Here is a 21460-nt window from a genome sequence, read left to right on the forward strand (position 1 = left end):
GCACAAGGGCAAAGAGGTTCGCGGGGCGGCGAATATTGTTTCTTAGTAGGAATATTAATTTCCTTTGGGCGATTTATAGGCGAAGAGGTGGGTCGCGGTCTAGGGGTTTGTGAAACTTTTTATCCTGGCAGGAAAGTTTTTAAGGCTGCGCCCTCCCTGTCAGGGTGGGTGTACCCGCGAAGAGGCCGGCACGCGCTATGCTTGGCCCATGAGCACAGCATCCAGCCTTCGCCAACCTTGCCCCCCTGGTGCCTGTAACTGCGGCCGCGAGCACCTGGCCGAGCACCCGCCGGCGGCGCAGCGCATCCTCCTGCTTACCCGGCAGGAAGAAAAACGCCTGATCGAGCGGTTGGAAAACCTCAAGGACCTGGATGACTTGCAGCGGCTGCAGCAACGGATGTACGAGAACCTGGGTATTCGTGTGCGCATTGCGCCTGGGTTCAACGAAGTGCGGACCATGCGCGGGATCGTGATCGAGCTGGATGAGCAACCGGGGTTGTGCCGCAAGACCCGGCAGTTGATACCGGCAGCGATTCGGCGGGGGTTGGAGCGTAATCCGCAGGTGGCTTATCGGTTGCTTGATGACCATGACCTGCTGCGGGGGGCTTGAAGCGGGATCGGTGAATTGGCTCACAGGCGCTGTAAGGCCCCCGTCATGCACCCCAAATCCCCTCTAATTTTTCCGCATCGCCCTACGTCTACCTAAGAGCCGCCCTACGCCATACGCGTATCGGCATCTATCACTCAAGGAGACAGGCAATGACTTCCGTTTTCGACCGCGACGATATCCAGTTCCAGGTAGTGGTCAACCACGAAGAGCAATACTCGATCTGGCCCGACTACAAGGCCATCCCCACTGGCTGGCGTGCAGTGGGCAAGAGCGGCCTGAAAAAAGACTGCCTGGCCTACATCGACGAAGTCTGGACCGACATGCGCCCGCTGAGCCTGCGCCAGAAGATGGCCGAAGCCGCAGCGCAGTGACCACGCTGAACCTGCTGTGCCTGCCGTACTCCGGGGCCAGCGCCATGGTCTACAGCCGCTGGCGGCGCAAGCTGCCAGCCTGGCTGCAGGTGCGGCCGGTGGAGTTGCCTGGGCGCGGCGCGCGCATGGGGGAAGCGCTGCAAACCGACATGCAGGCGCTTGCCCGGCAATTGGCAGCCGAACAGCGTTTGGCGGCCAGCGCGCCCTACGCACTGCTTGGCCATAGCCTGGGAGCGTTGCTGGCCTTCGAGCTCGCCCACGAGCTGCAGGCGCTGGGTTGTGCGCCGCCGTTGGCGTTGTTTGCCTGCGGCACCGCCGCCCCTACCCGGCGTGAAGACTATGACGGCAAGAACTGGCGCGACCCTAAAAGCGACGATGAGCTGATCAGCGAGTTGCGCGAGCTGAACGGTACGCCAGAGGAAGTACTCGGCAACGCCGAGCTGATGAGCCTGACCTTGCCGATTCTGCGTGCCGATTTCTTGCTCTGCGGCCGTTATGCCTATCGTCAGCGGCCTGCGTTGCAGTGCCCGCTGCACGTGCTGGGTGGCGAGGATGACCGAGCCAGCGAGGAGCAACTGCTGGCCTGGCGCAAGGAAACCTTGGGGGACTTTTCGTTGGAAGTGTTCCCGGGCAGCCACTTCTTCATCCACGAACACGAAGACCGCGTACTCGGCGTGCTGGCTGCGTCGCTTGAGCCGCATCGCCTTTCTGCCTGATTGACGTCACCGCTTGCCTGGGGGAGGCTAGGCCTTTTCCCAGGCAAGGGGCAGACAATGCTGATCGATCCACACAAGGCCACGCTGCTGGTCGTCGACATCCAGGAAAAACTCATCGGCGCCATGAGCGACCCTGAAGGCACCCACGCGCGGGCGCGCTGGTTGTTGGCGGCGACTGCCGAGCTGGAGCTGCCCACCGTGGTTTCCGAGCAGTACCCCAAAGGGCTTGGCCATACGTTGGCAGAGCTGATTGCGGCGGCGCCCGCTGCCGAGGTAGTGGAAAAAAGCCATTTTTCCTGTGTGGCCGCCGAGTGCCTGCCGGCCAGCCTGATGGCGCGTGAGCAGGTGATCGTCTGCGGCATGGAAACCCACGTTTGCGTGTTGCAGACCGTGTTCGGCTTGTTGGCGTTGGGCAAGCAGGTGTTCGTGGTCGAGGATGTCTGTGACAGCCGCACGGCCGCCAGCAAGGCTGCAGGCCTGGCGCGCATGCGCGCAGCCGGGGCGCACATCGTGACCCGCGAGATGGTGCTGTTCGAGCTGATGGGCAGTGCCAGCCATCCGCTGTTCCGCCATATCAGCAAGACCTACCTGGTCGGTGAGCAGCCCTGAACGCGCGGTTACTGGCGGCGGGGCTGATGGCCCTGGCGCTGCTGCAAGGCTGTGCCGGGCGCCGTGAAGAAGAACCAGAAGCAGACCCGGCCAAGGTGCGTGCGCAGTTGCTGCGGCTTTTACCCGCTCAGGCCAAGGACCGTGAGGGCTGGGCCAAGGACATTCAGCAGGCCTTCGAAGCCCAGCGCATTGCCCCCAGCAAGCGCAACTTGTGCGCGGTACTGGCGGTGACCGAGCAAGAGTCGACCTTCAATGCCGACCCGCAGGTGCCCAACCTGGGGCGTATCGCCCGTGACGAGATCGACCGCCGCGCCGCGCGCCTGCACATCCCGCGCTTGCTGGTCGACGGTGCGCTGAAAACGCCGTCCGGCAACGGCCAGACCTACCAGCAGCGGCTGCTCGCGGTACGCAGCGAGAAGCAGCTGAGTGCACTGTTCGACGAGGTCATCGACCGCCTGCCATTGGGCAAGACCTTGCTTGGCGGGCTCAACCCGGTGCACACCGGTGGGCCGATGCAGGTGAGCATCGATTTTGCCGAACAGCATGCCAGGGACTACCCCTACACCTATGACGGCACGGTACGCCAGGAAGTGTTCAGCCGGCGGGGGGGCATGTATTTCGGTATTGCCCACCTGCTCGGCTACCCGGTGCATTACGACCGCCAGCTGTACCGTTTCGCGGATTTCAACGCAGGCTGGTACGCCAGCCGCAATGCGGCGTTCCAGGCTGCGCTGAGCAAGGTGGCGGGTGCCAACCTGGCCTTGGATGGGGACTTGATTGCCCCAGGCGCGATCATGCCAGGGAGCACCGAGCAGGCCGCGCGCAAGTTGGGGGTGAAGCTGGGGTTGCGCAACCCGCAGATTCGCAGCCAGCTGGAATTGGGCGACAGCCTGGCCTTCGAAGACAGCAAGCTGTACAGCGGGGTATTCGCCTTGGCGGATGCTGCGGCGGGCAAGCCGCTGCCGCGTGCGGTACTGCCTGGGATTCAGCTGAAGAGCCCGAAAATTACCCGCAAACTGACCACCGCGTGGTTCGCCGGCAGGGTGGATGAGCGTTATCAGCGGTGCATGAAGCGCTAGCACTAAAACCTTGGGTAGGAGCGCCCGGCAAGGGCGCTTCTACCACCAGGCGTCAGCTTTCGGTCAATGCTCCAACCACCTGCTCGACACTGGCCTTCAACCCTGCCACAGCATCATCGGCATCACTCTCCACCACCAACAGCGTCGCCCCAGAGGCCTTGATCACCTCGGCCACCGCGGCATCCGGCTGGCGGTGGTCGAGCACCAGCGCCACATCCTGATGCTTCAGGTTGTCCCCCAGCGCCTTGAGCGCCGTTTCATCCCACTTGCCCTCGGCCGGTAGCGCCTGCTCCACCACATCCAGGTTCAACCCGCTGGCCAGGTACCCCAGGCGCTCGGACAGGCTCACCACCGTAAGGTTGTCGACCTCGGCCAGCTGGGTCTGGCTGTTGGCCGTCAACTCCAGCAACTGACGCTTGAGGCCTGCCAGGTTGCCCTGGATCTTCGCCTTGTCAGCCGGCGACAAGCGCTCCAGGTCATTGGCCACCACATCGGCCATGCGCCCGAGGTTGGTCGGGTTGAGCCAGGGGTACGCGCCGTAGGCATCGTCACCGGTCACTGCAATCCCCGGCAGGGCACCGTCCACCGGCCGCGCCGCATCGATTTCGACGATGCGGATGTTGCTGCGCCGGGCCATCGGGTACAGCGGGTCGTCACGCCAGATCGAGCGCACGCCAATGACGGCGTCTGCCTGTTGCGCAGCCTTCTCCAGGGTGGCGCCGCCGCGGCCACTGAAGTAGGACGGCTGGCGGCTGGCCGGCAGGTTGGCGGGTGCGGCGCGCTTGAGTTGCACCGAGGTGCCGTCGAGCAGCGCCGTGGCCAGGCTGTGGGTGACGGGCAGGGTGGTCAGCACTTGCGTGGCGAAAGAGAGCGAGGGCAGGCCCGCCAGGGCCAGTGCCAAGGTCAGCTGTTTCAGGTTCATGCCGGGTTTCCTTGCAGGCGTGGAACGAGGGCGCGGGCCAGCGCGGCCAAGGCGAAGCAGATACCGGCCACCAGGATGATCGCGGCGCCCGAAGGCACCGGCAGGTCGTAGACGATGGGCAGCAGAATGCCGAACAGGGTGCTCAGCGTGGCGATCAGCACCGAAATGAAGAAAAAGCCCTTCAGTGACTGGCTGACCAAGCGTGCGGCCGCCGCCGGTATCACCAGCAGCGCGCCGACCAGAATCGCCCCGATCACCTTCACCGAAGCCACGGTGACCAGCGTTACCAGTACCACGAACAGGTAGTCCAGGGTCTTTACCGCTACCCCGCGCACCGCCGCCAGTTGCGGGTTGAAACTGGCCAGCATGATGCGGTTGTACAGGGGCAAGGCCAGGGCCAGTACCAGCACGGCGACGATACCCAGCACCATAAGGTCCTGGGCACTGACGGTCAGTACCGAGCCGAACAGCACGTTCTCAAGGATGTGCACGTTGATCTTGCCCGCCAGCATCAGCAGCAGGCTAGCGCCCAGGGCCAGGGACACCGACAGGAACACGCCGATCAGCGTATCCGGCGACAGCCCGGTGCGGTTGCGCAGGAAGTTGAGCAGGATGCCGAACAGCAGGCAGTAGCCGAACAGGCTGCCGTAGGGGCCGGTATACGGCTCGCCCAACAGGATGCCGATGGCCACGCCGGTGAGCGCGGCATGGCCGACCGCCTCGGAGAAGAAGGCAAAGCGCTTGACCACCACCAGGGTGCCCAGGCCGCCCAGCACCGGGCCGATCATCAGGCCGGCCAGCAGGGCATTGACCACGAAGCCGTAGGCCAGTGCCTCGGGCAGGTAGCCGGCGTTGGCCCATTCCTGGACCAGTTGGCGAAATGCTTCAAAACTCATCAGGCAAGGCTCTCGCTGCGCGGGTGAACGGAGAACAGGCTGAGCAGGCGCTCCGGGGTCAGGGCCTGTGCCGGTGGAGCGTCGAACAGTACCTGGCGGCTCAGGCCGGTGACCCGGTCGGCCAGGCGCAGCACGGCTTCCAGGTCGTGCTCGATCCACAGCACGGTGGTGCCGGACTGGCGCCAACTGTGCAGCAGTTGTTCGAAGACCTGGATGCCCGCTTCATCGAGGGCCGACATGGGTTCATCCAGCACCAGCAGTTGCGGCTCGGGGATCAGGCCCTGGGCCAGCAGCACCCGCTGACGCTCACCGCCAGACAACGCGCCCATGCGCCGTTTACGCTTGTCGAGCATGCCGACCCGCGCCAAGGCGGCATCGATGGCCGGTTGCACGCGGCGCGACAGCCCCAGAAAGGCCGGCCGGCGCTGGCACATGGCGGCCATGAAATCGTCCACGGTCATCGGCAGGCCACGGTCGAACTCCAACGCCTGGGGTACATAGCCGATCACCTCAAGGGCGCTGGGCCAGTGCAAGGTCAATTGGCCCTGGTGGGGCATCTGCCCGAGCAGGGTCTTGATCAGCGAACTCTTGCCGCCGCCGTTAGGGCCGACGATCGCATGCACGCTGCCAGCCGCCACGTTGAAGCTGACCTGCTCAAGAATGCGGGTACGCCCGAGGGTCAGGTCGATGCCGGCGAATTCGATGCGCGGGCCACTGGGCGCGTCGAGGTGGGCGGCGGCGGTCATGCGCGGTTCTCCTGGATGGCGCGGACCACGGTGTCGAGGTTGCGCTTCATCTCTACCTCGTACTTCTCCTTGGTGTAGTCGCCGTAGGAAATGTGCGTCAGCGGGTACAGGCGCACGCCCGACTCGCGCTGGATGGTTTCGACATAGGCGGACGGGAAGTCCATTTCCGAGAAGATCACCTTGACGTCCAGCGCCTTGAGCTGGTCGATGGTCTTTTTCAGCTGGGCCGGGCTGGGTTCGATGCCATGGGCCGGCTCGACCACCGCCGTGACCTCCAGGCCGAAGTCACGCACCAGGTAGTCGTAGGCTGCATGGATGGTTGCCACGCGGAAGGTGGCGCTGGGTGCTTCGGTGACCTTGGCCAGGGCTTCGGCACGCAGGGCACGCAGGCGCTTGGCATAGGCGCGGGCATTCTGTGTGTAGAGCTTGGCGTTGTCGGGGTCGAGCTTGCCCAGTTCTCGGGCAATGTTGTTGACCTGGGCGATGGTGGTGCTGATCGACAGGAACGTGTGCGGGTTGACCACCTTGCCGGCACCGCGGGCGGCGATACCGGTGGCGGCTAGCAAAGGCACGTTCTGGTTGGCTTCAATGGTGGCGATGCCGGGCTTTTCGCTGGCAGCGATCATGCGGTCGGCGAAATCGTCATGGCCGACACCGTTGAGTACCACCACATCCAGCGTACCGATGCGTTTGATGTCTTCGGCCCGTGGCTCGTAGGCATGCGGGTTGAACCCCGCCGGAATCAGCGGCACCACTTCGGCCTTGTCGCCGACAATGTTGCTCACGTAGCTGTAATACGGGTGCAAGGTAATGCCGATGCGCAACGGCTTGCCGTTATCGGCCAGGGCCATTGCCGGCAGGGCAAGGGCCAGAAGCAGGGCGAGGGCGGAGCGGAACATGGGGAAGTCCTTGGGTTCAGTGACGGTGTTCGCGGGTAACCCCGGCGTCGTAGTGGCTGACTATCTGTTGCCAGCCGGCGGCGATCAGGGCGGCGTGGCCCAGGTCATCCGGCGTGACGGCGGCGCTGTCGCGGCGTAGCCAGACATCAGCCTGGCCGCTGCTGTCGCCCGGCAGGATCAGCAGCAGGCTGCCCGCTACCTGCGGGGCCTGGCTGCGGCCCAGGTAGGCGCCGGTTTCCAGCCATGACCACTGGTGGCTACCGCGGCTCTGGCTGCCTGCGTCGACCACGAAGGGTGGCAGGCCTTCGTCGGCCAGGGCTTGCACACTGGGCACGGCGGCGGTTTCTTCACGCAGCAGCTGGATCTCGTCGAAGGCCACGCGCAGGTCGGTGTAAAGCCCCTGTTCAGCGGCGGTGAGGTCGCGGCGGGCGTCGATCTGGTGGCTGGCGATGGCCTGCTCGTCCTCGCGTTCGCCGCGCAGCATCACCACGGTAGCGGCAAGAATCACGATCAGCAGGCTGACCAGCAGCACGTACAGGGTTTCGTGCCCAGCACCAGCCGGGCGTACGACCTGGGCACGGCTCATGGTAGGCGTGCTCATGGTTGGCCAATGTCGGCGTAGTCGACTTCCACAACATGCCCAGGGCCGGCATCGAACAGCACGTAGAATTCACCGTCGGGGCGCTTGAAGGTGAGGGTCGAGTCGTCGCCGAGCTTGCCGCCAACCAGCACCTGCTCGTCGTAGCCGATCACATCCAGGGTTACCCCAGGGGCGCCGCTGCCATCCGAGAAGCCGCCGGTGCATTTGACCTGGCCGCTGGCGACCTCTTCGCATTCGCACATCGGGTTGTGTGCCAGGGCGGGGCCGGCGGCCAGCACCAGCAAGGGCAGGGCGAGCTTGCGCATCAGGTGTTTCATTTCTTGCCTCCTTGTTTTTCGAGCCACGCCACGGTGGCGGGCGAAGCCTTGGCCAGTGGCACTGAAGCCTGGTGCATGCTGCCGTCCCAGCCTTCGAGGGTGATCCAGACTTGGGCATCAGGCTGAGTGCGTGGCGGTATCGGCAGGTTGGTGCCCATGCGATACGGTGCGCCGAAGAAGATGGTGCCGGCGGCGCGCAGGCTGCGCGGTTTGCCAATGCGCAGGTAGACCGCCTTGACGTCATTGATGCACGCCTTGCACAGCGAGGCATTGAACGACTTGAAGTGGCCCGCCGGGCCGTCGGCGCGTGGCGCCTCGTCGCGCATTTCGGCCAGGTCGAGGCTGTAGGGGCCGACCTGGATGTCGCTGATCACGTTCACCCCAAGCCCCGCGTCGCCGCGAAACAGCTTGGCGTCGGCGAAGTACTTGGGCATGAAGCCCAGCGGGATGAGGATCAGCAGGATGTTCAGGTGGAAGCGCCACTTCAGCCACCACTGTTTGAGCGGGCTGGCGGGCAGGGTCTGGGCCTGGCTCATGGGCGGATCTCCACGGTGGTTTCACGGCTTGCCACGCGTGGCGCACGCTCGCTGCGCTTGAGGGCGGCGGCGGTCGCCTGGGCGGTGCGTTTGGTCCAGATCAACAGGCCGCTGAATACCATCAGGGTGAGGACCAGGCCGAAAAAGAACCAGATCAGCTTGATCGGCAGGCCGCCAAAGTCGCCGGTGTGCAGGGGGCGCATGGACTCGGTGACAAACTCCAGGGCAGAGCGGTCGCTGATCAAGAACTGGCTGTCGACGGTGCGGGTGTAGGGGTTGACGGCGGCGGACTGGAACATCAGCGGGTACCAGCCGCGGCCACCCAGGGTGACATGGCTGTAGGCAGTAGCAGGCAGTGAGACGGAACTGATCTCCAGGCCCGGGATCGCCAAACCGGCGATGCGCGCCGCTTCATCCACATCAATGCGCGGTGCCTGGCTACCATCGGCTGTTTGCGGCACATCCTCACGGGCGATGACCGGCACGATAGGTCGGCTGGAGATGCTGATGTTGTTGTCGAACAGGAGCGCCTGGATCAGGAACCAGGTACCGGTAATGGAAATGACCGCGATGAACCAGATCGACCAGACCCCGGCCAGCCGGTGCAGGTCACCCCAGAAGATCCGCGAACCATGGCCGGTGCGCACTGGCTTGAAGAAGCCCTTCCAGAATTTCTTGTAGACCACCAGGCCCGTGACCAGCGAGGCCAGCATCGGCAGGCCAAGGATCGAGACGAGGTACCAACCCCAACTGAAACCACTGGTGAAGGGCACCAGCCACCAGCCATGCAAGGCGCGGGTGAAACCTTCGAAGTTGAAGTCCGGGCTCTTGCCCTGGATGGCCCCGGTGTACGGGTTGACGTAGAGCGTTGGACTGGTGCCGTCAGGGAAGGTCACGTCGGCGGTCAGCGCGAAGTGCGAGCCATCCGGCTGCCTGAGCGACTCCACGGCCATGTCCGGCTCGGCCTTGTGCAAAGCGTCGAGCACCTGCTGATAACTCAAGCGCTCGGCATCGCCGTCAGGCTTGCTGGCGCGCACGTCCGGGTTGGCCAGCCAGACGATCTCCTGGCTGACCACGGCGAGCATGCCGGTAAAGCAGACGATCAGCACAAAGAACCAGATCGGTAGGGCGAGCCAGCTGTGGACCAGGAACCACAGCTTGGATTTGGATTTTTTCGGTGATTTGGCCATCTGATCGTCTTCTGAAATGTGTAGTCGAGCTTATGCCCAACCTAGAGGGCTGCACCTATAAAGACGAATGAGAATGGAAATCCTGCCGTTTAAAATGAAAGCAAATGTTTCAGAAAACGCAAACCGGCCTGCGCGCGAGGCGTCAGGCCGGCTTGAAGAGGCGGGCAATCAGGCGCGGGTCAAGGCGACAGCCGGTTGCGTACGGCCGTTCAGGCGCGCCAGGTCCTGGTACAGCGACTGGCCGATTTCGGCGGCGCGGGAGGGCAGCACCGAGAGCAAGGTATCGCTCAGGCCATGGCTGTTTTCGCAGAAGCCTTGCAGGTAAACCGAGGCCTGCAGGTCTGGGCTGGCCAGTACCCGGTAGTTGCGGTCTACGCTGAAGTCGTCCAGGTAGCCTGCCAGCGGCGCCAGCAGGTCGCGGTGCGAGCGGCGCTCGTAGCCGGTGGCCAGGATCACCGCGTCATAACGGTGGGTCTGCTGCTGGCCGGTGGCCAGGTCGCGCAGGGTCAGTTCCAGGCCTTCACGGGTGGCCACCACCGCTTCTACCTGGCGTCGGCACAGCACGTTGTGGCGGAACTGGTGCGCGACCTTCTGGCGATAGAGGATGCCGTAGATGCGCTCGATCAGGTTCAGGTCGACTACCGAGTAGTTGGTGTTGTGGTACTCGCCCAACAGCTTGCTGCGTTGATCGGCCGGCTCGTTGTAGACCAGGTCGGTGTAGCCCGGCGAGAAGATCTCGTTGACGAACGGGCTGTCGTCGGCCGGCTTGAGGGCCGAGCCACGCAAAATCATATCGACCTTGACCGACGGGTAGCTGTCGTTGAGGTCGATGAACGCCTCGGCGGCGCTCTGGCCAGAGCCGATCACCGCGATGCGCATCGGCTTGCCTTCGGTGCACGGCAGCTTGTTCAGGCTGCTCAGGTATTGGGAGTGGTGGAAGACGCGCGGGTCGTCCTTGAACGCGCCGAATTTTTCCGGGATTTTCGGCGTGCCGCCACTGCCGACCACCACCGAGCGGGTGCGGCGGCTGTATTCGCGGCCCTGTTGATCACGCGATACCAGGCGCAGGTGCTCGACCCGGCCGGCATTCACCTCGGGTTCGATGCGCACCACTTCCTCGCCATACACTGCCTGGGTGGCAAAGTGTTCGGCGGCCCAGCGCAGGTAGTCGTTGTACTCCAGGCGGCAGGGGTAGAAGGTGCCGAGGTTGATGAAGTCAGCCAGGCGCTGCTTCTGGTGCAGGTAGTTGACGAAGCTGTAGGGGCTGGTCGGGTTGCGCAGGGAGACCAGGTCCTTGAGGAACGAAATCTGCAGCTCGCTCTGGGTGGCCAGGGTTTCGCCGTGCCAGCGGTAGTCTTTCTGCTTGTCGATGAACAGCGCGTCCAGGGCGTGGCCCTGGGTCTGAGCGAGTTCTTCCAGGGCGATGGCCAAGGCCAGGTTGGAAGGGCCGAAGCCCACGCCGATCAGATCTTTGATTGTTTCCTGGTGTGAGGACTGGCTCATGGCTGCGATTCCCTGAATGGTCGAATGTGGACGCCCGCCGGGGCTCCGGCTCCTGCGCAAGTACATTTCTTGGAACGAGCCAGGCAGGGGGGAATTTAAGCGGGCTAAAGAACTGCATGGGGCGGCCGATAGGGGGTTACGGTAAGGACCTATCTTTCAGGCAGGGAATCGACATGAGCGGGATATCGGCAAGCAACCTTATGATCAACGGCGTCTCGGCGCAGACGCTGAGCGCCAATGCAGCCACCGAACGCGCGCAGGCACAAGAGGCCGGTGAGGCACTGGGGCCCTTGAGCATCAGTAGCGACAGCATGAAGATTGCCGGGGCTGGGCAGGCGCAATCCACGGAGGCTGACAACGGCGACTCGGACACCGTGAAGGAGTTGCGTCAGCTGATCAAGGACCTGCAAAAGCAACTGGTCGAGGAACAGAAGCAGCTGGCCGCGCTGCAGAACAGCAAGATGGACGAGGCTGCCAAGGCGGCTGCTGTGGGCGCCAAGCAGGCAAGCATCGCCACCCTCAACGGGCAGATCATGGCTGCCACGGCGCAGTTGCTGGAGCTGCTACAGCAAGAGGGTGGCAGCAGCGCGGGCGGCATGGTCAGCGGCACGGCCTAGCAGGCCGTGCAGCCTTGGGTTATGGCTGTTACTCGGACGCCAGGCGGCCCTTGACCTGCCGATCGGCCTTGTACTGCATGGCCACTGCCGGCGCTGGCTTGGCTGCCCCGGTTTCCAGCCACTGACGCATGCGGCTGGCATCGGCGAAGTGGGTGTATTTGCCGAACGCATCGAGGATGACCATGGCCACCGGGCGGTTGTCCATTCGGGTCAGCAGCACCAGGCAATGGCCAGCTTCATTGGTGAAGCCGGTCTTGGTCAGCTTGATGTCCCAGTTGCTCTTGTTCACCAGGTGGTCGGTGTTACGGAAGCCCAGGGTGTAATTAGGCTTGCGGAACGCCACGGTCTTCTCGCGGGTGGTCGACAGCTCGCTCAGCATCGGATACTTGCGCGACGCCATCAGCAGCTTGGAGAGGTCGCGGGCAGTGGACACGTTCAGCGTCGACAGGCCAGTCGGCTCGACATAGCGGGTGTGCGCCATGCCCAGGCTACGCGCCTTGGCGTTCATGGCCTTGATGAACGCCGGGTAACCGCCCGGGTAATGGTTGGCCAGGGTGTTGGCGGCGCGGTTCTCCGAAGACATCAACGTGATCAGCAACGTTTCATGGCGGTCCAGTTGGCTCCCCAGGCGCACGCGCGAATACACGCCCTTCATCTCCGGGTTGTTGGCGATGGTCATGGTGAGCATCTCATTCATAGGCAGCTTGGCGTCCAGCACCACCATCGCCGTCATCAGTTTGGTGACCGAAGCGATAGGGACCACACGATCGGCATGGCTCGAATACAGTTCCTGATTGGTATTCAGGTCGATCAGCAGTGCGCTGCCAGAGGCCAGGTGCAATTTGGCCGGGTCGCGTTGCACCTGGGCCGGGGGTTGTGCAGCAGCAGTCGACGGGAGGGTCGCGGTACCTGTGAGCAACAGCAGCAGGCTGAGGATAGACAGGGATGTTTTCACGTTGAGGCTCACTAAAGGTTGGTATGTCGTTGGCTGTGCAAGGGTTTTCCCCCAAAAACCGCTGCATTCTGGAGTATGGCTGAATTGCTGTCGAATGCCTTATGACTAAAGGGCGCAACGTGAACGAAATTTAATCCTGTACCCATCCTGTACCCATTACCTTCGTTTCAAGCGTGGCCAACTCGGACCCATTACCGGTCGTATTCCGACACTTCGCAGAGGTGGGATGGAGATGATCCGCGCGTCAACGCAGAGGGCAGTGTCCAGTCAGCCCTGTCCCGTTGCTGCAACAGCCGGAAGTTGGCCGAAATGCTTTCGATCAGGTCCGCATCACTGACCGGGTCCAGACCCAGGTAAGGCTTGCCGTGATAGTCCCCGTCATGGGTCAACACCGCTTCGACACGTTCGTCACTGGCCTTGTACAGCGCCTTCATCAACTGGGCTTCCCGGTCCTTGCTGGCGTTGCCGTGCAGCGCATAGTGAATGGCCAACGCCGCCCCAAACGCCAGCGCAGGCGTCTGAATGCCATGCTTGCGCGCCAGGTCGATGCTGCTGAGGATGCGCTCGTTACGCTGCAATTTACGCATCGGGTCGCGCCCGACCCGCACGCAAGGGTCCTTGAACGACGTTTTGCACCGTGCGAGAAACGCATTGGCAAAGCTGCTGACAACCTCTGACATCTGCGGGTATTCGGCCATCAATGCCGGCGCCACTTCCTGGTGAATGAGACGCTCTGCCAGCGCACTGACACGGGCGTCCCCCATCCCCTGGCCAACCCAGGTATGCCCCAGCAGGCTGGCATACCAGGCGATGATGGCATGCGGCCCATTCCACAAACGGTTCTTGATGATCTGGATCTGGGTAATGTCCGCGACCGTTTTCACCTGGCGCAGCCGCTCCAGCAAATCACTGCCACGCTCCACGTACAGCGGCATGTCGGGCTCGCTGTTGAACAGGATCAGGTGCAACTGGCTCATGGCGCTGCTGGACTGCGCAAAAGGCCTGAAGTGCCCGATCAGCCGTTCGTACTCAGGGGCCGGCGTGGCGGGTTTGCGGGTGACCGTCGGCTCGTCCTCCAGGCTGTTCTTGAAGATCTGCGACTTGATGCGCAACTGCCGAACCAGCGCGTCATTGCTGATCTTGGAAACGATGCGGCTGACTACCGTTTCGGCGAAGTGGGTCTTTTCCAGCACCTGCTTGCACACCTGTGGCGTGCACAGCAATGCCAATTGCGCTTGCACCTGGCGCCGGACGAACGCCGCACCGCCGATCTTGTTCAACACGATCAGCAGGGTCAGCTCGCGCCCCCTGCGTTCGAAGCGTCGCAGCAAGCCCTTGGCAATGACCCTGGCCTGATGATGGATTGCCTGTTCGGGCAGACTCATGCCGACCACTTCGGCGGCGTTGTACATCTCGATCACCGCCTCCTCGTCGTCCATGTCGATCATGCGCACATTGTCGATGGTCTGGTCGAACGCGCTGGCGCCGTAGCGCACGCTGTAGCGGCCGAACGCAGCGACTGATTCCCGGAGCATGCGTGAACGGGTCGCGGCAATGATTTCACAGGGGCGCGTGTAGCCGTCCCAATGGGACAACACCTGGGTCAGGTAGCCCCCACCGATAGCGCCGAAGCCGTGGATGCCGACACGGAACTGGTTCAGTGAAGCAGGGAACGAATCGTCGAGCGCCGGCATGCCCAGGTCGGGCACGCACTCGCTCAAGTCGGCGAGGAAGGCGTGCATGCCAGGGTAGGCTTTGAGCGCGCCGGCCTTGACCTCGGGCGCGGGCGGCTTGATGTCTTCGATCAGGATTGCCTGGCCCTCGGCGCGGATCGCCGAGAGCAAGCCGTTTTCCGAGTCCTCGACCATGAAGCACTGGCCGGGTTGGCAATTGAGCGCGCGGGCGGCGCGCAGGAAGATTTCCGGGTGGGGTTTGCCTTGGCTGACTTCGTCGCCGCAGACGGTGATGTCGAAGTACTTGAGCACGTTGGCATTGATCAGGTACTCCTCGGCGATGGCACGGCGGCTGGAAGTGGCGACCGCCAGGGTCAGGCCGGACTTGCGAAGGCGCTCCAGCACCTCGAGCAGGCCGGCCTTGATCGGCACGCCATGGTTGCGCACGTGCTCCAGTTCGAGCTCGTCGGCGCGCTTGCGGATCTGCGCATAAGGGAAGTCATTGCCGTTGTGGGCCTTGGCGAGGGCCTCGGCCCTTTTCGCGCTCAGGCCCAGCGACCCGATCAGTGTCTGCTCGCTCAAGGCTTTGCCGAAGATTTCCAGCGAAGCCTGTTTCAGCGTCCTGAAACGCAGGCGCTCGGTGTCGAACATCGTGCCATCCATATCGAAGATCGCACTGTGAATTTTCTTGCCCTGAAACATGATCATTGGGTGTTGCCCCTTTTCTTGCGTGAAACATCCCGCCTTCAGTCACTGAATGGCGAGTGCGGTGCGATGACAGCGCGTGGGCGGTCAGGTAGGGGGCAGGCGATCAACAGGGGCGCGCTCGGGGTCGACCCAGAGGTAGGGCGGGACGGCGCGGGGTGTGCAGAGGAGGGCGGTAAGCTTTGCGGCCAGGCGGGCGCCTGGTTTGCCGTTGACGTCACGCCCACTGGCTGCAGCTTGGCTTGCAGGCAATGGGCGCACGTAGCGATGGATACGTGTGATTCCAAGCATAAGGTGCTTATCTTCCTTTTTGGTGGCTGACGTTCCTTTTTTACCCTTGCACGTATGCGCTGGCACATGCAAGGCGTCGGCAACAATCGTTCGGTTACCGCACACGGTGATGTCGGCTAGGTGCCTGTCTTGGATTTGAGGGTGGGGCGGACATCGAGCGCCGCCCGCGCGGCGCATCGCGAGCGAAGCTCGCTCCTACATCTGTTTCGGGCCAGTCACGCCTGTGCCAGCGCGCGCGACCGCCTTGTTTGTCCGACACAATATTAAGGCGGACGCCAAGGGGCCGCGCGCCAATGCCTCAGGAATAACTGGCCCGAAACAGATGTAGGAGCGAGCTTCGCTCGCGATGCGCCGCGCGGGCGGCGCTCGATGTCCGCCCCACCTCCAAATCCAAGACAGGCAGCTAGCCGCCATCACCCTTTCTCCCGACAAGCACATAGCAGACCCACTTCCCCAACATTCCGTGAAGAAAAAAAGGCCCGCCAAAAGGCGGGCCGCAAAAGGGAGAGGGAGCAACGCACAACACGTTCAGGTCAAGCGACCAGGGTACCTGGCTGCAACTGCTCAGCCAGGGCTTGGGCCGAGGCGCGGGTCAGCAGGGGGCCGCTCACGGGCTCGCCGTTGCGCACCAGGTACCAGCACGCCAGTTGGCCCTGCTGACGCAGTGAAGGGGGGACGGCGCTGCCAACAACGGACATGATCTGGATAGTGGCCATGGGGACCTCCTGTGGAACATGGCCCTACCTTACGCAGCAGCCTCGGTGGTTTGAAATCAACTTGCTCGATAGTGGTCATTAGTTTTATCAACGATCACCAGCGTGGCGGGCCTCACGCCCGCCATAAGCAGTTGTGTAAGGGACGACAAGCGGCTGCGTCTGATACGCTGAACAAACGATTCAGTTCTGAAAAAGGAGCAGGTTATGTCGACAACTCCCAGCAGAGACACGCAGCTGTGCATCTCCCTGGCCGGCCGGCCCGGTACCTTCGGCGTGCGTTTCCATAACCACCTGTATCAGCAGTTGGGCCTGGACTTCTACTACAAGGCCATGAGCACCGACGACCTGCCGGCGGCTGTGGCGGGCATTCGTGCTCTAGGGATTCGCGGGTGTGGGGTGTCGATGCCCTACAAGGAGGCCTGCATGGCCCTGGTCGACGAGGTTGACCCGTCCGCCGCTGCCATCGAGTCGGTCAACACGCTGGTCAATACCGGCGGCCATCTGAAGGCGTACAACACCGATTACCTGGCGGTGCGTCAGTTGCTGGAGCAGCATAAGGTCGACCCGGCCACCGCCTTTGCCCTGCGCGGCAGCGGCGGCATGGCCAAGGCGGTGGCCAGCGCCCTGCGTGATGCGGGCTTCAACGAGGGCGTGATCGTGGCGCGCAACGAGCAGGCTGGGCGGCAACTGGCGGATGTCTGTGGTTATCGGTGGGTTGCCGAACTCGGTGACCTGTGCCCGCCGATGCTGGTTAACGTGACACCCATTGGCATGGCCGGTGGGCCGGAGGCCGACGTGCTGGCGTTTTCCGAGAACGCCATTGCAGCGGCAGAGCGGGTATTCGATGTGGTGGCAATGCCGGTGCAGACGCCCCTGATCAAGCGGGCGCAGGCGTTCGGCAAGCCGGTGATCACAGGTCTGGAGGTGATTGCATTGCAGGCACTGGAGCAGTTCGTGCTGTATACCGGTGTGCGGCCGACACGTGAGCAGGTTGAAGCTGCTGTGGTGTATGCCAGGGATACCTAGGTCGTCTTGACCAGGTTCTTCTTTACCGGCCTCTTCGCGGGTAGCCGCGAAGGGGCCAGCACCGGTTGGCAATCAGAACGCCTTGTGGCCCTTGTCCAACTGCTGATCCACCAAGGCACGCCCATGCGCCAGTGATACATGCTGGGCGTTCTCAAGGTCTGAGAAGAACTTCATCGGCATGGGGATGCGCTTGCTGGTATGCCCTTCAGGGTCGGTGATCAGGCACCCGGCGGCGTAGGGCAGGGGGGAGTCGGGGTGGGGCATCACGCTGGCGGTGATGGTGTACTTGCGGTGTTCACAGTGAAGAGATTGCATCGTCCTTACCTCGCTGTGCTTATGAAACCGTTACTTTCATATACCACAGCAAGGGGCCGGGAGTTCCCGGCCCGACGAGCGAATAGCCTTGAGGCTCAGCCCTTGAGTTCGGTCGGCTGAATCACTTCGACCCAGTAACCATCCGGGTCCTTGACGAAGGCCAGGTGGTTCATGCGCCCATCCGTCAGGCGTTTCTGGAAGGGGACCTCGAGTGCTTCGAAGCGCGCGCAGGCTTCGCGCACGTCCGGCACCGAAATGCAGATGTGGCCGAAACCGCGTGGGTCGGTGTTGCCGTTGTGGTAGGCAAAGTCGGCGTCGTGCTCGGTGCCGTGGTTGTGGGTCAGCTCCAGAACACCTGGGATCGACTTCATCCACTGGTGGCGCGCGGCGTCATCGGCAGGGATCTGCGCCGGGTCGACCAGGGCCAGGAAGTACAGGCTGAAGGCGGCTTCGGGGAAGTCGCGTTTGTCCACCAGGCGGAAGCCCAGGACGCGGGTGTAGAAGTCCAGCGACTTCTCGATGTCCTTGACCCGCAGCATGGTGTGGTTGAAGACGAATTTGGCGGTGGCGGTATCCGGCTGCGCGGTGACGCCAGGCAGGGTTTGCAGATCGTGCAGGCTCATGGGAACTCCTGAGACGGGGCCGGGCGCGAGGCACCGGCAAAACAGACAGGCTGGCCATGATACGGCAGTGAAGCGATTGCGCAAATGAAAGCGCCCTGCACGAGGCAGGGCGCTGGAAGAGAGGCCCGCATGTGCGGGCGCGTGGGGTCGCTAGTCCTTTAGCTGTCTCGATAGTGAGCCAGCCCGTGTGAAAAAAGTGTGAAGTGCATGTGGACGTTTCATCAGCGTACCCAACTTTCTACCGTGGCGGCGCCGTACTCTTCTTTCCAGGCCTTCAGCCCGCGATGGTTACCCCCTTTGGTTTCAATCAGCTCGCCGGTGTGGGGGTTCTCGTACACCTTGACCACGCGCGGGCGGCGCTGTTGTTTGGGGGCAGTACTGGTGGCCCGGGTTGCCGCCTTGGGGTCGAGGATGGCGATGATATCGCGCAGACCCTTGTCATAGCTTTTCATCAGGCCGACTAGTTTCTGCTCGAATTCGATTTCGCGTTTGAGGCCGGCATCCTTTTTCAGCGCTTCCAGTTGAGCCATTTGTTCCTGAAGCGCTTTTTCGGCAGCACGAAACTCTGCAAGTCTGGACACTGTAATCACTCCTGTACGTCTTTCGTGGCAGGGCGTGACGAACATTGAAGTAGTACAAAACGCCGGCCACGGGGTGGGTTCCGCTGTTCGCTGACATCGAGTGTAGTCATTCATCGCTACTGGGTAAACTGCAAACTTTTTATAAGTAAGCACGGAACTTTAAAGGTTTTCCGGGCGCTATTTCGTGAGGGGTTCGAGGGCCATCGCGAACGGTTCTAGACCAAGGTCCAATGGCCTGAGCCAGAGCCTTTGCGCGATCATTTCAGATGATGCCCGGCGACTGTTCGGGCGTGTCGCAGTACCGCAGCAGGTGTTTGCTGCAGGTTGTTTTTTGCCTTTCTTTCTGGATGTTTCCACGCATGTTTGCCCCCCTCCCTCACGCCCCTGGGCGCCGTGTTGCCGGCTTGTTCCTTTTGTGTGCCGGCGTCAATGCCCAGGCCGCCGGTTTTCTTGAAGACAGCAGCGCCAAGGTCGAAGCGCGGAATGTCTACTTCAACCGCGACTTCCGTGATGGCCACAGCAGTTCCAGCCAGGGCGCCTCCAAGCGCGAAGAGTGGGCCCAAGGCTTTATCCTCAATGTGCAGTCCGGTTTTACCCAGGGGCCGGTAGGCGTTGGCGTTGATGCTATCGGCCTGTTCGGGGTAAAGCTCGATTCCAGCCCGGCGGACAGTAACAGCGGCCTGCTGCCGTCCTCTGGCCACGACCCGCGGCATTCGGCGGATCAATACGCGAAGATGGGCTTGGCGGCCAAGGTCAAAGTGTCCAACACAGTCTTCAAGTACGGCTCGATGATGCCGGACATGCCGCTGATCAAATACAACGATGGCCGCCTGCTGCCCACCCTGTTCCATGGGGCGTTGTTGACCTCGGAAGAAATACACGACCTGAAGTTCACCCTGGCGCGCCTGAACAAGTACACCGCACGGGACTCCACCGACCGCCAGGACATTCGCGTGCACTGCAAGAACAAGCGCTATGCCTGCGATATCGAAGCCGACCACTTCGACCTGGCGGGCCTCGACTACCGTTTCAGCGACCGTGTCAGTGCCCAGTACCAGGTGGCCAAACTGGAGAACATCTATCGCCAGCACTTTCTCGGCCTGGTGGCGAGCCAGCCGCTGGCGGTGGGCAGCCTGTCGGCCGACCTGCGCCTGATCAAGAGCGACGACATCGGCAATGCCCGCGCAGGCGCCATCGACCACCGTGCCTTCAGCGGCATGCTCGGCTACAGCCTGGGGGGCCACAAGGTCAGTGCCGGCTGGCAGCGCATGTACGGTGACAGCGCCATGCCGTACCTGGATGGCAGCAACCCTTATCTGGTCAACTACGCCCAAGTCAACGACTTCGCCGCCGCCCAGGAACGTTCCTGGCAACTGCGTTATGACTATGACTTCAAAGCGCTGGGCGTTCCTGGCCTGACGTTCCTCACCCGTTACATCAATGGCGACCATATCAAGGTCCCGGGCAGCACGGGCGAAGGCAAGGAATGGGAACGCGACACCGAGTTCAAGTACCAGGTGCAAAGTGGCACATTCAAGGATGTCAGCGTGCGTCTGCGCAACTCCACTTACCGCAGCAACTATGAGAAGTGGGCACGTGACATGGACGAGACTCGCGTCATCGTCAGTTACAACTTCTCCATCTTCTAACCGGTGGCTTTGCCAAAGACCCATGGCTGGCCGAGAATGGCCACGGGTAGTGGCAAAGGGCAGGGCAATGAAAGACCTGTTGTTGATTGGCATCGGCCCGGGTGATCCGCGTCAGATCACCTATGAAGCCGTCGATGCGCTACGTCGCGCCAGCGTGTTCTTCGTGCTCGACAAGGGCACGCAAAAGGACGAACTGGTGCGCTTGCGCAAGGTGATTCTCGAGCGCTATCGACCGGAGGGTGGCTACCGGCTGGTGCAGGTGGCCGACCCTTCGCGCGACGGCCAGGCGGCGGATTATGTGGGCGCGGTGCAGGACTGGCACCGCCAGCGCGCCGCGCTGTATGCCCGCTTGATCGAAGACGAGGTGGCTGTCGGCGAAACCGGTGCCTTTCTGTTATGGGGTGAACCTGGCCTGTACGACAGCACCCTGCGCATTCTCGACCTTGTCCGCGAAGGCGGGTTGGCAGTGCGCCTGCAGGTGATCCCCGGCATCAGTAGCGTCCAGGCCCTGGCCGCTCGGCATCAGGTGCCGCTCAACCGAATCGGTGAACCGCTGACCGTGCTGCCAGGGCGCCGCCTGGCCGAGCAGGCGCGCATCGACAATGTGGTGGTGATGCTCGACGGGCAGGGCGCGTTTGCCGCGCTCGATGACCCCGAACTGATGATTTACTGGGGAGCCTACCTGGGGACCGCGGACGAGGTGCTGATTGCCGGGCCGTTGCGGGCGGTGAAGGCGAGGATTTTGCAGGTGCGGGCGCAGGAGAGGTTGCGCAAGGGGTGGATCATGGACACCTACCTGTTGCGCCGAACGCTGTAATCGATTGCGGGGGAATGGGCCTCTTCGCGGGTGGCCCGCGAAGAGCGCGCGCAGGGTTCAGGGGGTGCTCAGTATCTGCATGACCTTGTCGCGCAACTGGTCAATGCCGAACGGCTTGCTGATCATGTGCATGCCCTCTGGTACGTTGACGTTCTCGGCGTAGCCACTGGCAAACAGTACCGGCAGCAACGGGCGCAGTGCGCGTGCATGGTGCGCCAGCTCTTCGCCGCGCATGTCCGGCAGGCCCACGTCCGTCATCATCAGCGCCAAGGCCTGCGAAGCATCTTCGAGCACCTGCAAGGCGGTGGTGGCGTCTTGCGCTTCGATGACTTCGTAGCCCAAGTCGCCGAGCACTTCGACCATCAGCATGCGTACGATGTCGTCGTCTTCGACTACCAGAAGGTGCATGGTTGGGTTCCTGTGCAAATGAATGTCTTTAATCTGTACGCTGCACGCCGGCAGAAGTTCCCGAGGATACCGATCCTTGCAATCAGATG

General features: G+C 62.7%; 25 protein-coding genes. 9 read left to right on the top strand and 16 right to left on the bottom strand.

Annotated elements, in window-relative coordinates:
• Positions 1-208: 208 nt before the first annotated feature.
• The 5 genes from DJ563_RS03835 to DJ563_RS03855 all read left to right on the top strand — a co-directional run bounded on the left by DJ563_RS03835 (position 209) and on the right by DJ563_RS03855 (position 3385).
• Positions 209-610: a hypothetical protein gene (locus DJ563_RS03835; RefSeq protein WP_274099101.1), complete on the top strand. Its 402-nt coding sequence runs from the start codon at positions 209-211 to the stop codon at positions 608-610.
• 149 nt (positions 611-759) lie between these two features.
• Positions 760-981, top strand: a complete 222-nt coding sequence (locus DJ563_RS03840) for an MbtH family protein (protein ID WP_033698884.1) — start codon at positions 760-762, stop codon at positions 979-981.
• Positions 978-1697, top strand: a complete 720-nt coding sequence (locus DJ563_RS03845; protein WP_274099102.1) for a thioesterase II family protein — start codon at positions 978-980, stop codon at positions 1695-1697. The genes DJ563_RS03840 and DJ563_RS03845 overlap by 4 nt, the downstream gene beginning before the upstream one ends.
• A 57-nt stretch (positions 1698-1754) precedes the next feature.
• Positions 1755-2306, top strand: a complete 552-nt coding sequence (locus tag DJ563_RS03850) for a hydrolase (protein ID WP_434518852.1) — start codon at positions 1755-1757, stop codon at positions 2304-2306.
• A 26-nt stretch (positions 2307-2332) separates the two neighbouring features.
• Entirely contained in the window at positions 2333-3385 is a 1053-nt protein-coding gene (locus DJ563_RS03855; protein WP_434518853.1) for a DUF1615 domain-containing protein, read from the top strand.
• A gap of 52 nt (positions 3386-3437) precedes the next feature.
• Here the strand turns inward: DJ563_RS03855 and DJ563_RS03860 are convergent, their stop codons facing one another.
• From DJ563_RS03860 to DJ563_RS03900, 9 genes are all read right to left on the bottom strand, one after another.
• A complete protein-coding gene (locus DJ563_RS03860; protein WP_274099105.1) occupies positions 3438-4307 on the bottom strand; it encodes a metal ABC transporter solute-binding protein, Zn/Mn family in 870 nt (289 codons plus the stop codon).
• Positions 4304-5203, bottom strand: a complete 900-nt coding sequence (locus tag DJ563_RS03865) for a metal ABC transporter permease (RefSeq protein WP_434518854.1) — start codon at positions 5201-5203, stop codon at positions 4304-4306. Before DJ563_RS03865 ends, DJ563_RS03860 begins: the two co-directional genes overlap by 4 nt.
• Positions 5203-5949, bottom strand: coding sequence for a metal ABC transporter ATP-binding protein (locus DJ563_RS03870; protein ID WP_434518855.1), 747 nt, complete (start codon positions 5947-5949; stop codon positions 5203-5205). The genes DJ563_RS03865 and DJ563_RS03870 overlap by 1 nt, the downstream gene beginning before the upstream one ends.
• Complete coding sequence (locus tag DJ563_RS03875; RefSeq protein ID WP_033698871.1) at positions 5946-6848, bottom strand: metal ABC transporter substrate-binding protein; 903 nt, start codon at positions 6846-6848, stop codon at positions 5946-5948. Before DJ563_RS03875 ends, DJ563_RS03870 begins: the two co-directional genes overlap by 4 nt.
• A gap of 16 nt (positions 6849-6864) precedes the next feature.
• Positions 6865-7434 (bottom strand): DUF6162 family protein, encoded by a 570-nt coding sequence (locus tag DJ563_RS03880; RefSeq protein ID WP_274099107.1) that lies wholly within the window; start codon positions 7432-7434, stop codon positions 6865-6867.
• Positions 7435-7445: 11 nt separating this feature from the next.
• On the bottom strand, positions 7446-7766 hold the full coding sequence (locus tag DJ563_RS03885) for a hypothetical protein (protein WP_033698867.1): 321 nt from the start codon (positions 7764-7766) through the stop codon (positions 7446-7448).
• The gene (locus DJ563_RS03890; protein ID WP_274099108.1) at positions 7763-8302 is read right to left on the bottom strand and encodes a thiamine pyrophosphate-binding protein; all 540 of its coding nucleotides are present in this window, start codon (positions 8300-8302) and stop codon (positions 7763-7765) included. The genes DJ563_RS03885 and DJ563_RS03890 overlap by 4 nt, the downstream gene beginning before the upstream one ends.
• Positions 8299-9492: a PepSY-associated TM helix domain-containing protein gene (locus DJ563_RS03895; protein ID WP_274099109.1), complete on the bottom strand. Its 1194-nt coding sequence runs from the start codon at positions 9490-9492 to the stop codon at positions 8299-8301. The genes DJ563_RS03890 and DJ563_RS03895 overlap by 4 nt, the downstream gene beginning before the upstream one ends.
• Before the next feature lie 168 nt (positions 9493-9660).
• Entirely contained in the window at positions 9661-10995 is a 1335-nt protein-coding gene (locus DJ563_RS03900; protein ID WP_274099110.1) for a lysine N(6)-hydroxylase/L-ornithine N(5)-oxygenase family protein, read from the bottom strand.
• 173 nt (positions 10996-11168) lie between these two features.
• Here DJ563_RS03900 and DJ563_RS03905 point away from each other — a divergent pair, with 173 nt between their 5' ends.
• Positions 11169-11612 carry a hypothetical protein gene (locus tag DJ563_RS03905; protein ID WP_274099111.1) on the top strand — a complete coding sequence of 148 codons (444 nt, stop codon included), beginning with the start codon at positions 11169-11171 and terminating at the stop codon, positions 11610-11612.
• A gap of 28 nt (positions 11613-11640) precedes the next feature.
• Here the strand turns inward: DJ563_RS03905 and pbpG are convergent, their stop codons facing one another.
• The 3 genes from pbpG to DJ563_RS03920 form a co-directional block, all read right to left on the bottom strand.
• A complete protein-coding gene (gene pbpG, locus DJ563_RS03910) occupies positions 11641-12567 on the bottom strand; it encodes a D-alanyl-D-alanine endopeptidase (RefSeq protein WP_274099112.1) in 927 nt (308 codons plus the stop codon).
• A 191-nt stretch (positions 12568-12758) separates the two neighbouring features.
• Positions 12759-14948: a bifunctional mannitol-1-phosphate dehydrogenase/phosphatase gene (mtlD, locus tag DJ563_RS03915; RefSeq protein ID WP_274099113.1), complete on the bottom strand. Its 2190-nt coding sequence runs from the start codon at positions 14946-14948 to the stop codon at positions 12759-12761.
• 821 nt (positions 14949-15769) lie between these two features.
• On the bottom strand, positions 15770-15952 hold the full coding sequence (locus tag DJ563_RS03920; protein ID WP_033698857.1) for a hypothetical protein: 183 nt from the start codon (positions 15950-15952) through the stop codon (positions 15770-15772).
• Positions 15953-16156: 204 nt separating this feature from the next.
• Between DJ563_RS03920 and DJ563_RS03925 the strand changes: the two genes are divergently transcribed.
• Positions 16157-16978, top strand: a complete 822-nt coding sequence (locus tag DJ563_RS03925; protein ID WP_274099114.1) for a shikimate 5-dehydrogenase — start codon at positions 16157-16159, stop codon at positions 16976-16978.
• A 72-nt stretch (positions 16979-17050) separates the two neighbouring features.
• Here the strand turns inward: DJ563_RS03925 and DJ563_RS03930 are convergent, their stop codons facing one another.
• The 3 genes from DJ563_RS03930 to DJ563_RS03940 form a co-directional block, all read right to left on the bottom strand.
• The gene (locus DJ563_RS03930) at positions 17051-17293 is read right to left on the bottom strand and encodes a hypothetical protein (RefSeq protein ID WP_033698855.1); all 243 of its coding nucleotides are present in this window, start codon (positions 17291-17293) and stop codon (positions 17051-17053) included.
• A 95-nt stretch (positions 17294-17388) separates the two neighbouring features.
• Positions 17389-17916: a lactoylglutathione lyase gene (gene gloA / locus DJ563_RS03935; RefSeq protein WP_274099115.1), complete on the bottom strand. Its 528-nt coding sequence runs from the start codon at positions 17914-17916 to the stop codon at positions 17389-17391.
• A 221-nt stretch (positions 17917-18137) separates the two neighbouring features.
• Positions 18138-18497 (bottom strand): histone-like nucleoid-structuring protein, MvaT/MvaU family, encoded by a 360-nt coding sequence (locus tag DJ563_RS03940; protein WP_033698852.1) that lies wholly within the window; start codon positions 18495-18497, stop codon positions 18138-18140.
• Between the two features lie 359 nt (positions 18498-18856).
• On the opposite strand from DJ563_RS03940, the gene DJ563_RS03945 reads away from it, so the two are divergent.
• Together DJ563_RS03945 and cobF are read left to right on the top strand one after the other, a co-directional pair.
• Positions 18857-20146, top strand: coding sequence for an OprD family porin (locus DJ563_RS03945; RefSeq protein WP_274099116.1), 1290 nt, complete (start codon positions 18857-18859; stop codon positions 20144-20146).
• Between the two features lie 67 nt (positions 20147-20213).
• Entirely contained in the window at positions 20214-20963 is a 750-nt protein-coding gene (gene cobF / locus DJ563_RS03950; RefSeq protein WP_434518856.1) for a precorrin-6A synthase (deacetylating), read from the top strand.
• 57 nt (positions 20964-21020) lie between these two features.
• Here the strand turns inward: cobF and DJ563_RS03955 are convergent, their stop codons facing one another.
• Complete coding sequence (locus tag DJ563_RS03955) at positions 21021-21371, bottom strand: response regulator (protein WP_274099118.1); 351 nt, start codon at positions 21369-21371, stop codon at positions 21021-21023.
• Between the last annotated feature and the right edge of the window lie 89 nt (positions 21372-21460).

This window comes from Pseudomonas sp. NFX1 (assembly GCF_051123555.1).
In the GTDB taxonomy this organism is placed as follows: Bacteria; Pseudomonadota; Gammaproteobacteria; order Pseudomonadales; family Pseudomonadaceae; genus Aquipseudomonas; species Aquipseudomonas capeferrum.

Bases quoted from the DNA above. Each gene is read 5' to 3' on its own strand.
- DJ563_RS03835 (WP_274099101.1), top strand. From the start codon at position 209: ATGAGCACAGCATCCAGCCTTCGCCAACCTTGCCCCCCTGGTGCCTGT.
- DJ563_RS03840 (WP_033698884.1), top strand. From the start codon at position 760: ATGACTTCCGTTTTCGACCGCGACGATATCCAGTTCCAGGTAGTGGTC.
- DJ563_RS03850 (WP_434518852.1), top strand. From the start codon at position 1,755: ATGCTGATCGATCCACACAAGGCCACGCTGCTGGTCGTCGACATCCAG.
- DJ563_RS03855 (WP_434518853.1), top strand. From the start codon at position 2,333: ATGGCCCTGGCGCTGCTGCAAGGCTGTGCCGGGCGCCGTGAAGAAGAA.
- DJ563_RS03860 (WP_274099105.1), bottom strand. From the start codon at position 4,307: ATGAACCTGAAACAGCTGACCTTGGCACTGGCCCTGGCGGGCCTGCCC.
- DJ563_RS03865 (WP_434518854.1), bottom strand. From the start codon at position 5,203: ATGAGTTTTGAAGCATTTCGCCAACTGGTCCAGGAATGGGCCAACGCC.
- DJ563_RS03870 (WP_434518855.1), bottom strand. From the start codon at position 5,949: ATGACCGCCGCCGCCCACCTCGACGCGCCCAGTGGCCCGCGCATCGAA.
- DJ563_RS03875 (WP_033698871.1), bottom strand. From the start codon at position 6,848: ATGTTCCGCTCCGCCCTCGCCCTGCTTCTGGCCCTTGCCCTGCCGGCA.
- DJ563_RS03880 (WP_274099107.1), bottom strand. From the start codon at position 7,434: ATGAGCCGTGCCCAGGTCGTACGCCCGGCTGGTGCTGGGCACGAAACC.
- DJ563_RS03885 (WP_033698867.1), bottom strand. From the start codon at position 7,766: ATGAAACACCTGATGCGCAAGCTCGCCCTGCCCTTGCTGGTGCTGGCC.
- DJ563_RS03890 (WP_274099108.1), bottom strand. From the start codon at position 8,302: ATGAGCCAGGCCCAGACCCTGCCCGCCAGCCCGCTCAAACAGTGGTGG.
- DJ563_RS03895 (WP_274099109.1), bottom strand. From the start codon at position 9,492: ATGGCCAAATCACCGAAAAAATCCAAATCCAAGCTGTGGTTCCTGGTC.
- DJ563_RS03900 (WP_274099110.1), bottom strand. From the start codon at position 10,995: ATGAGCCAGTCCTCACACCAGGAAACAATCAAAGATCTGATCGGCGTG.
- DJ563_RS03905 (WP_274099111.1), top strand. From the start codon at position 11,169: ATGAGCGGGATATCGGCAAGCAACCTTATGATCAACGGCGTCTCGGCG.
- mtlD (WP_274099113.1), bottom strand. From the start codon at position 14,948: ATGATCATGTTTCAGGGCAAGAAAATTCACAGTGCGATCTTCGATATG.
- DJ563_RS03920 (WP_033698857.1), bottom strand. From the start codon at position 15,952: ATGGCCACTATCCAGATCATGTCCGTTGTTGGCAGCGCCGTCCCCCCT.
- DJ563_RS03925 (WP_274099114.1), top strand. From the start codon at position 16,157: ATGTCGACAACTCCCAGCAGAGACACGCAGCTGTGCATCTCCCTGGCC.
- DJ563_RS03930 (WP_033698855.1), bottom strand. From the start codon at position 17,293: ATGCAATCTCTTCACTGTGAACACCGCAAGTACACCATCACCGCCAGC.
- gloA (WP_274099115.1), bottom strand. From the start codon at position 17,916: ATGAGCCTGCACGATCTGCAAACCCTGCCTGGCGTCACCGCGCAGCCG.
- DJ563_RS03945 (WP_274099116.1), top strand. From the start codon at position 18,857: ATGTTTGCCCCCCTCCCTCACGCCCCTGGGCGCCGTGTTGCCGGCTTG.
- cobF (WP_434518856.1), top strand. From the start codon at position 20,214: ATGAAAGACCTGTTGTTGATTGGCATCGGCCCGGGTGATCCGCGTCAG.
- DJ563_RS03955 (WP_274099118.1), bottom strand. From the start codon at position 21,371: ATGCACCTTCTGGTAGTCGAAGACGACGACATCGTACGCATGCTGATG.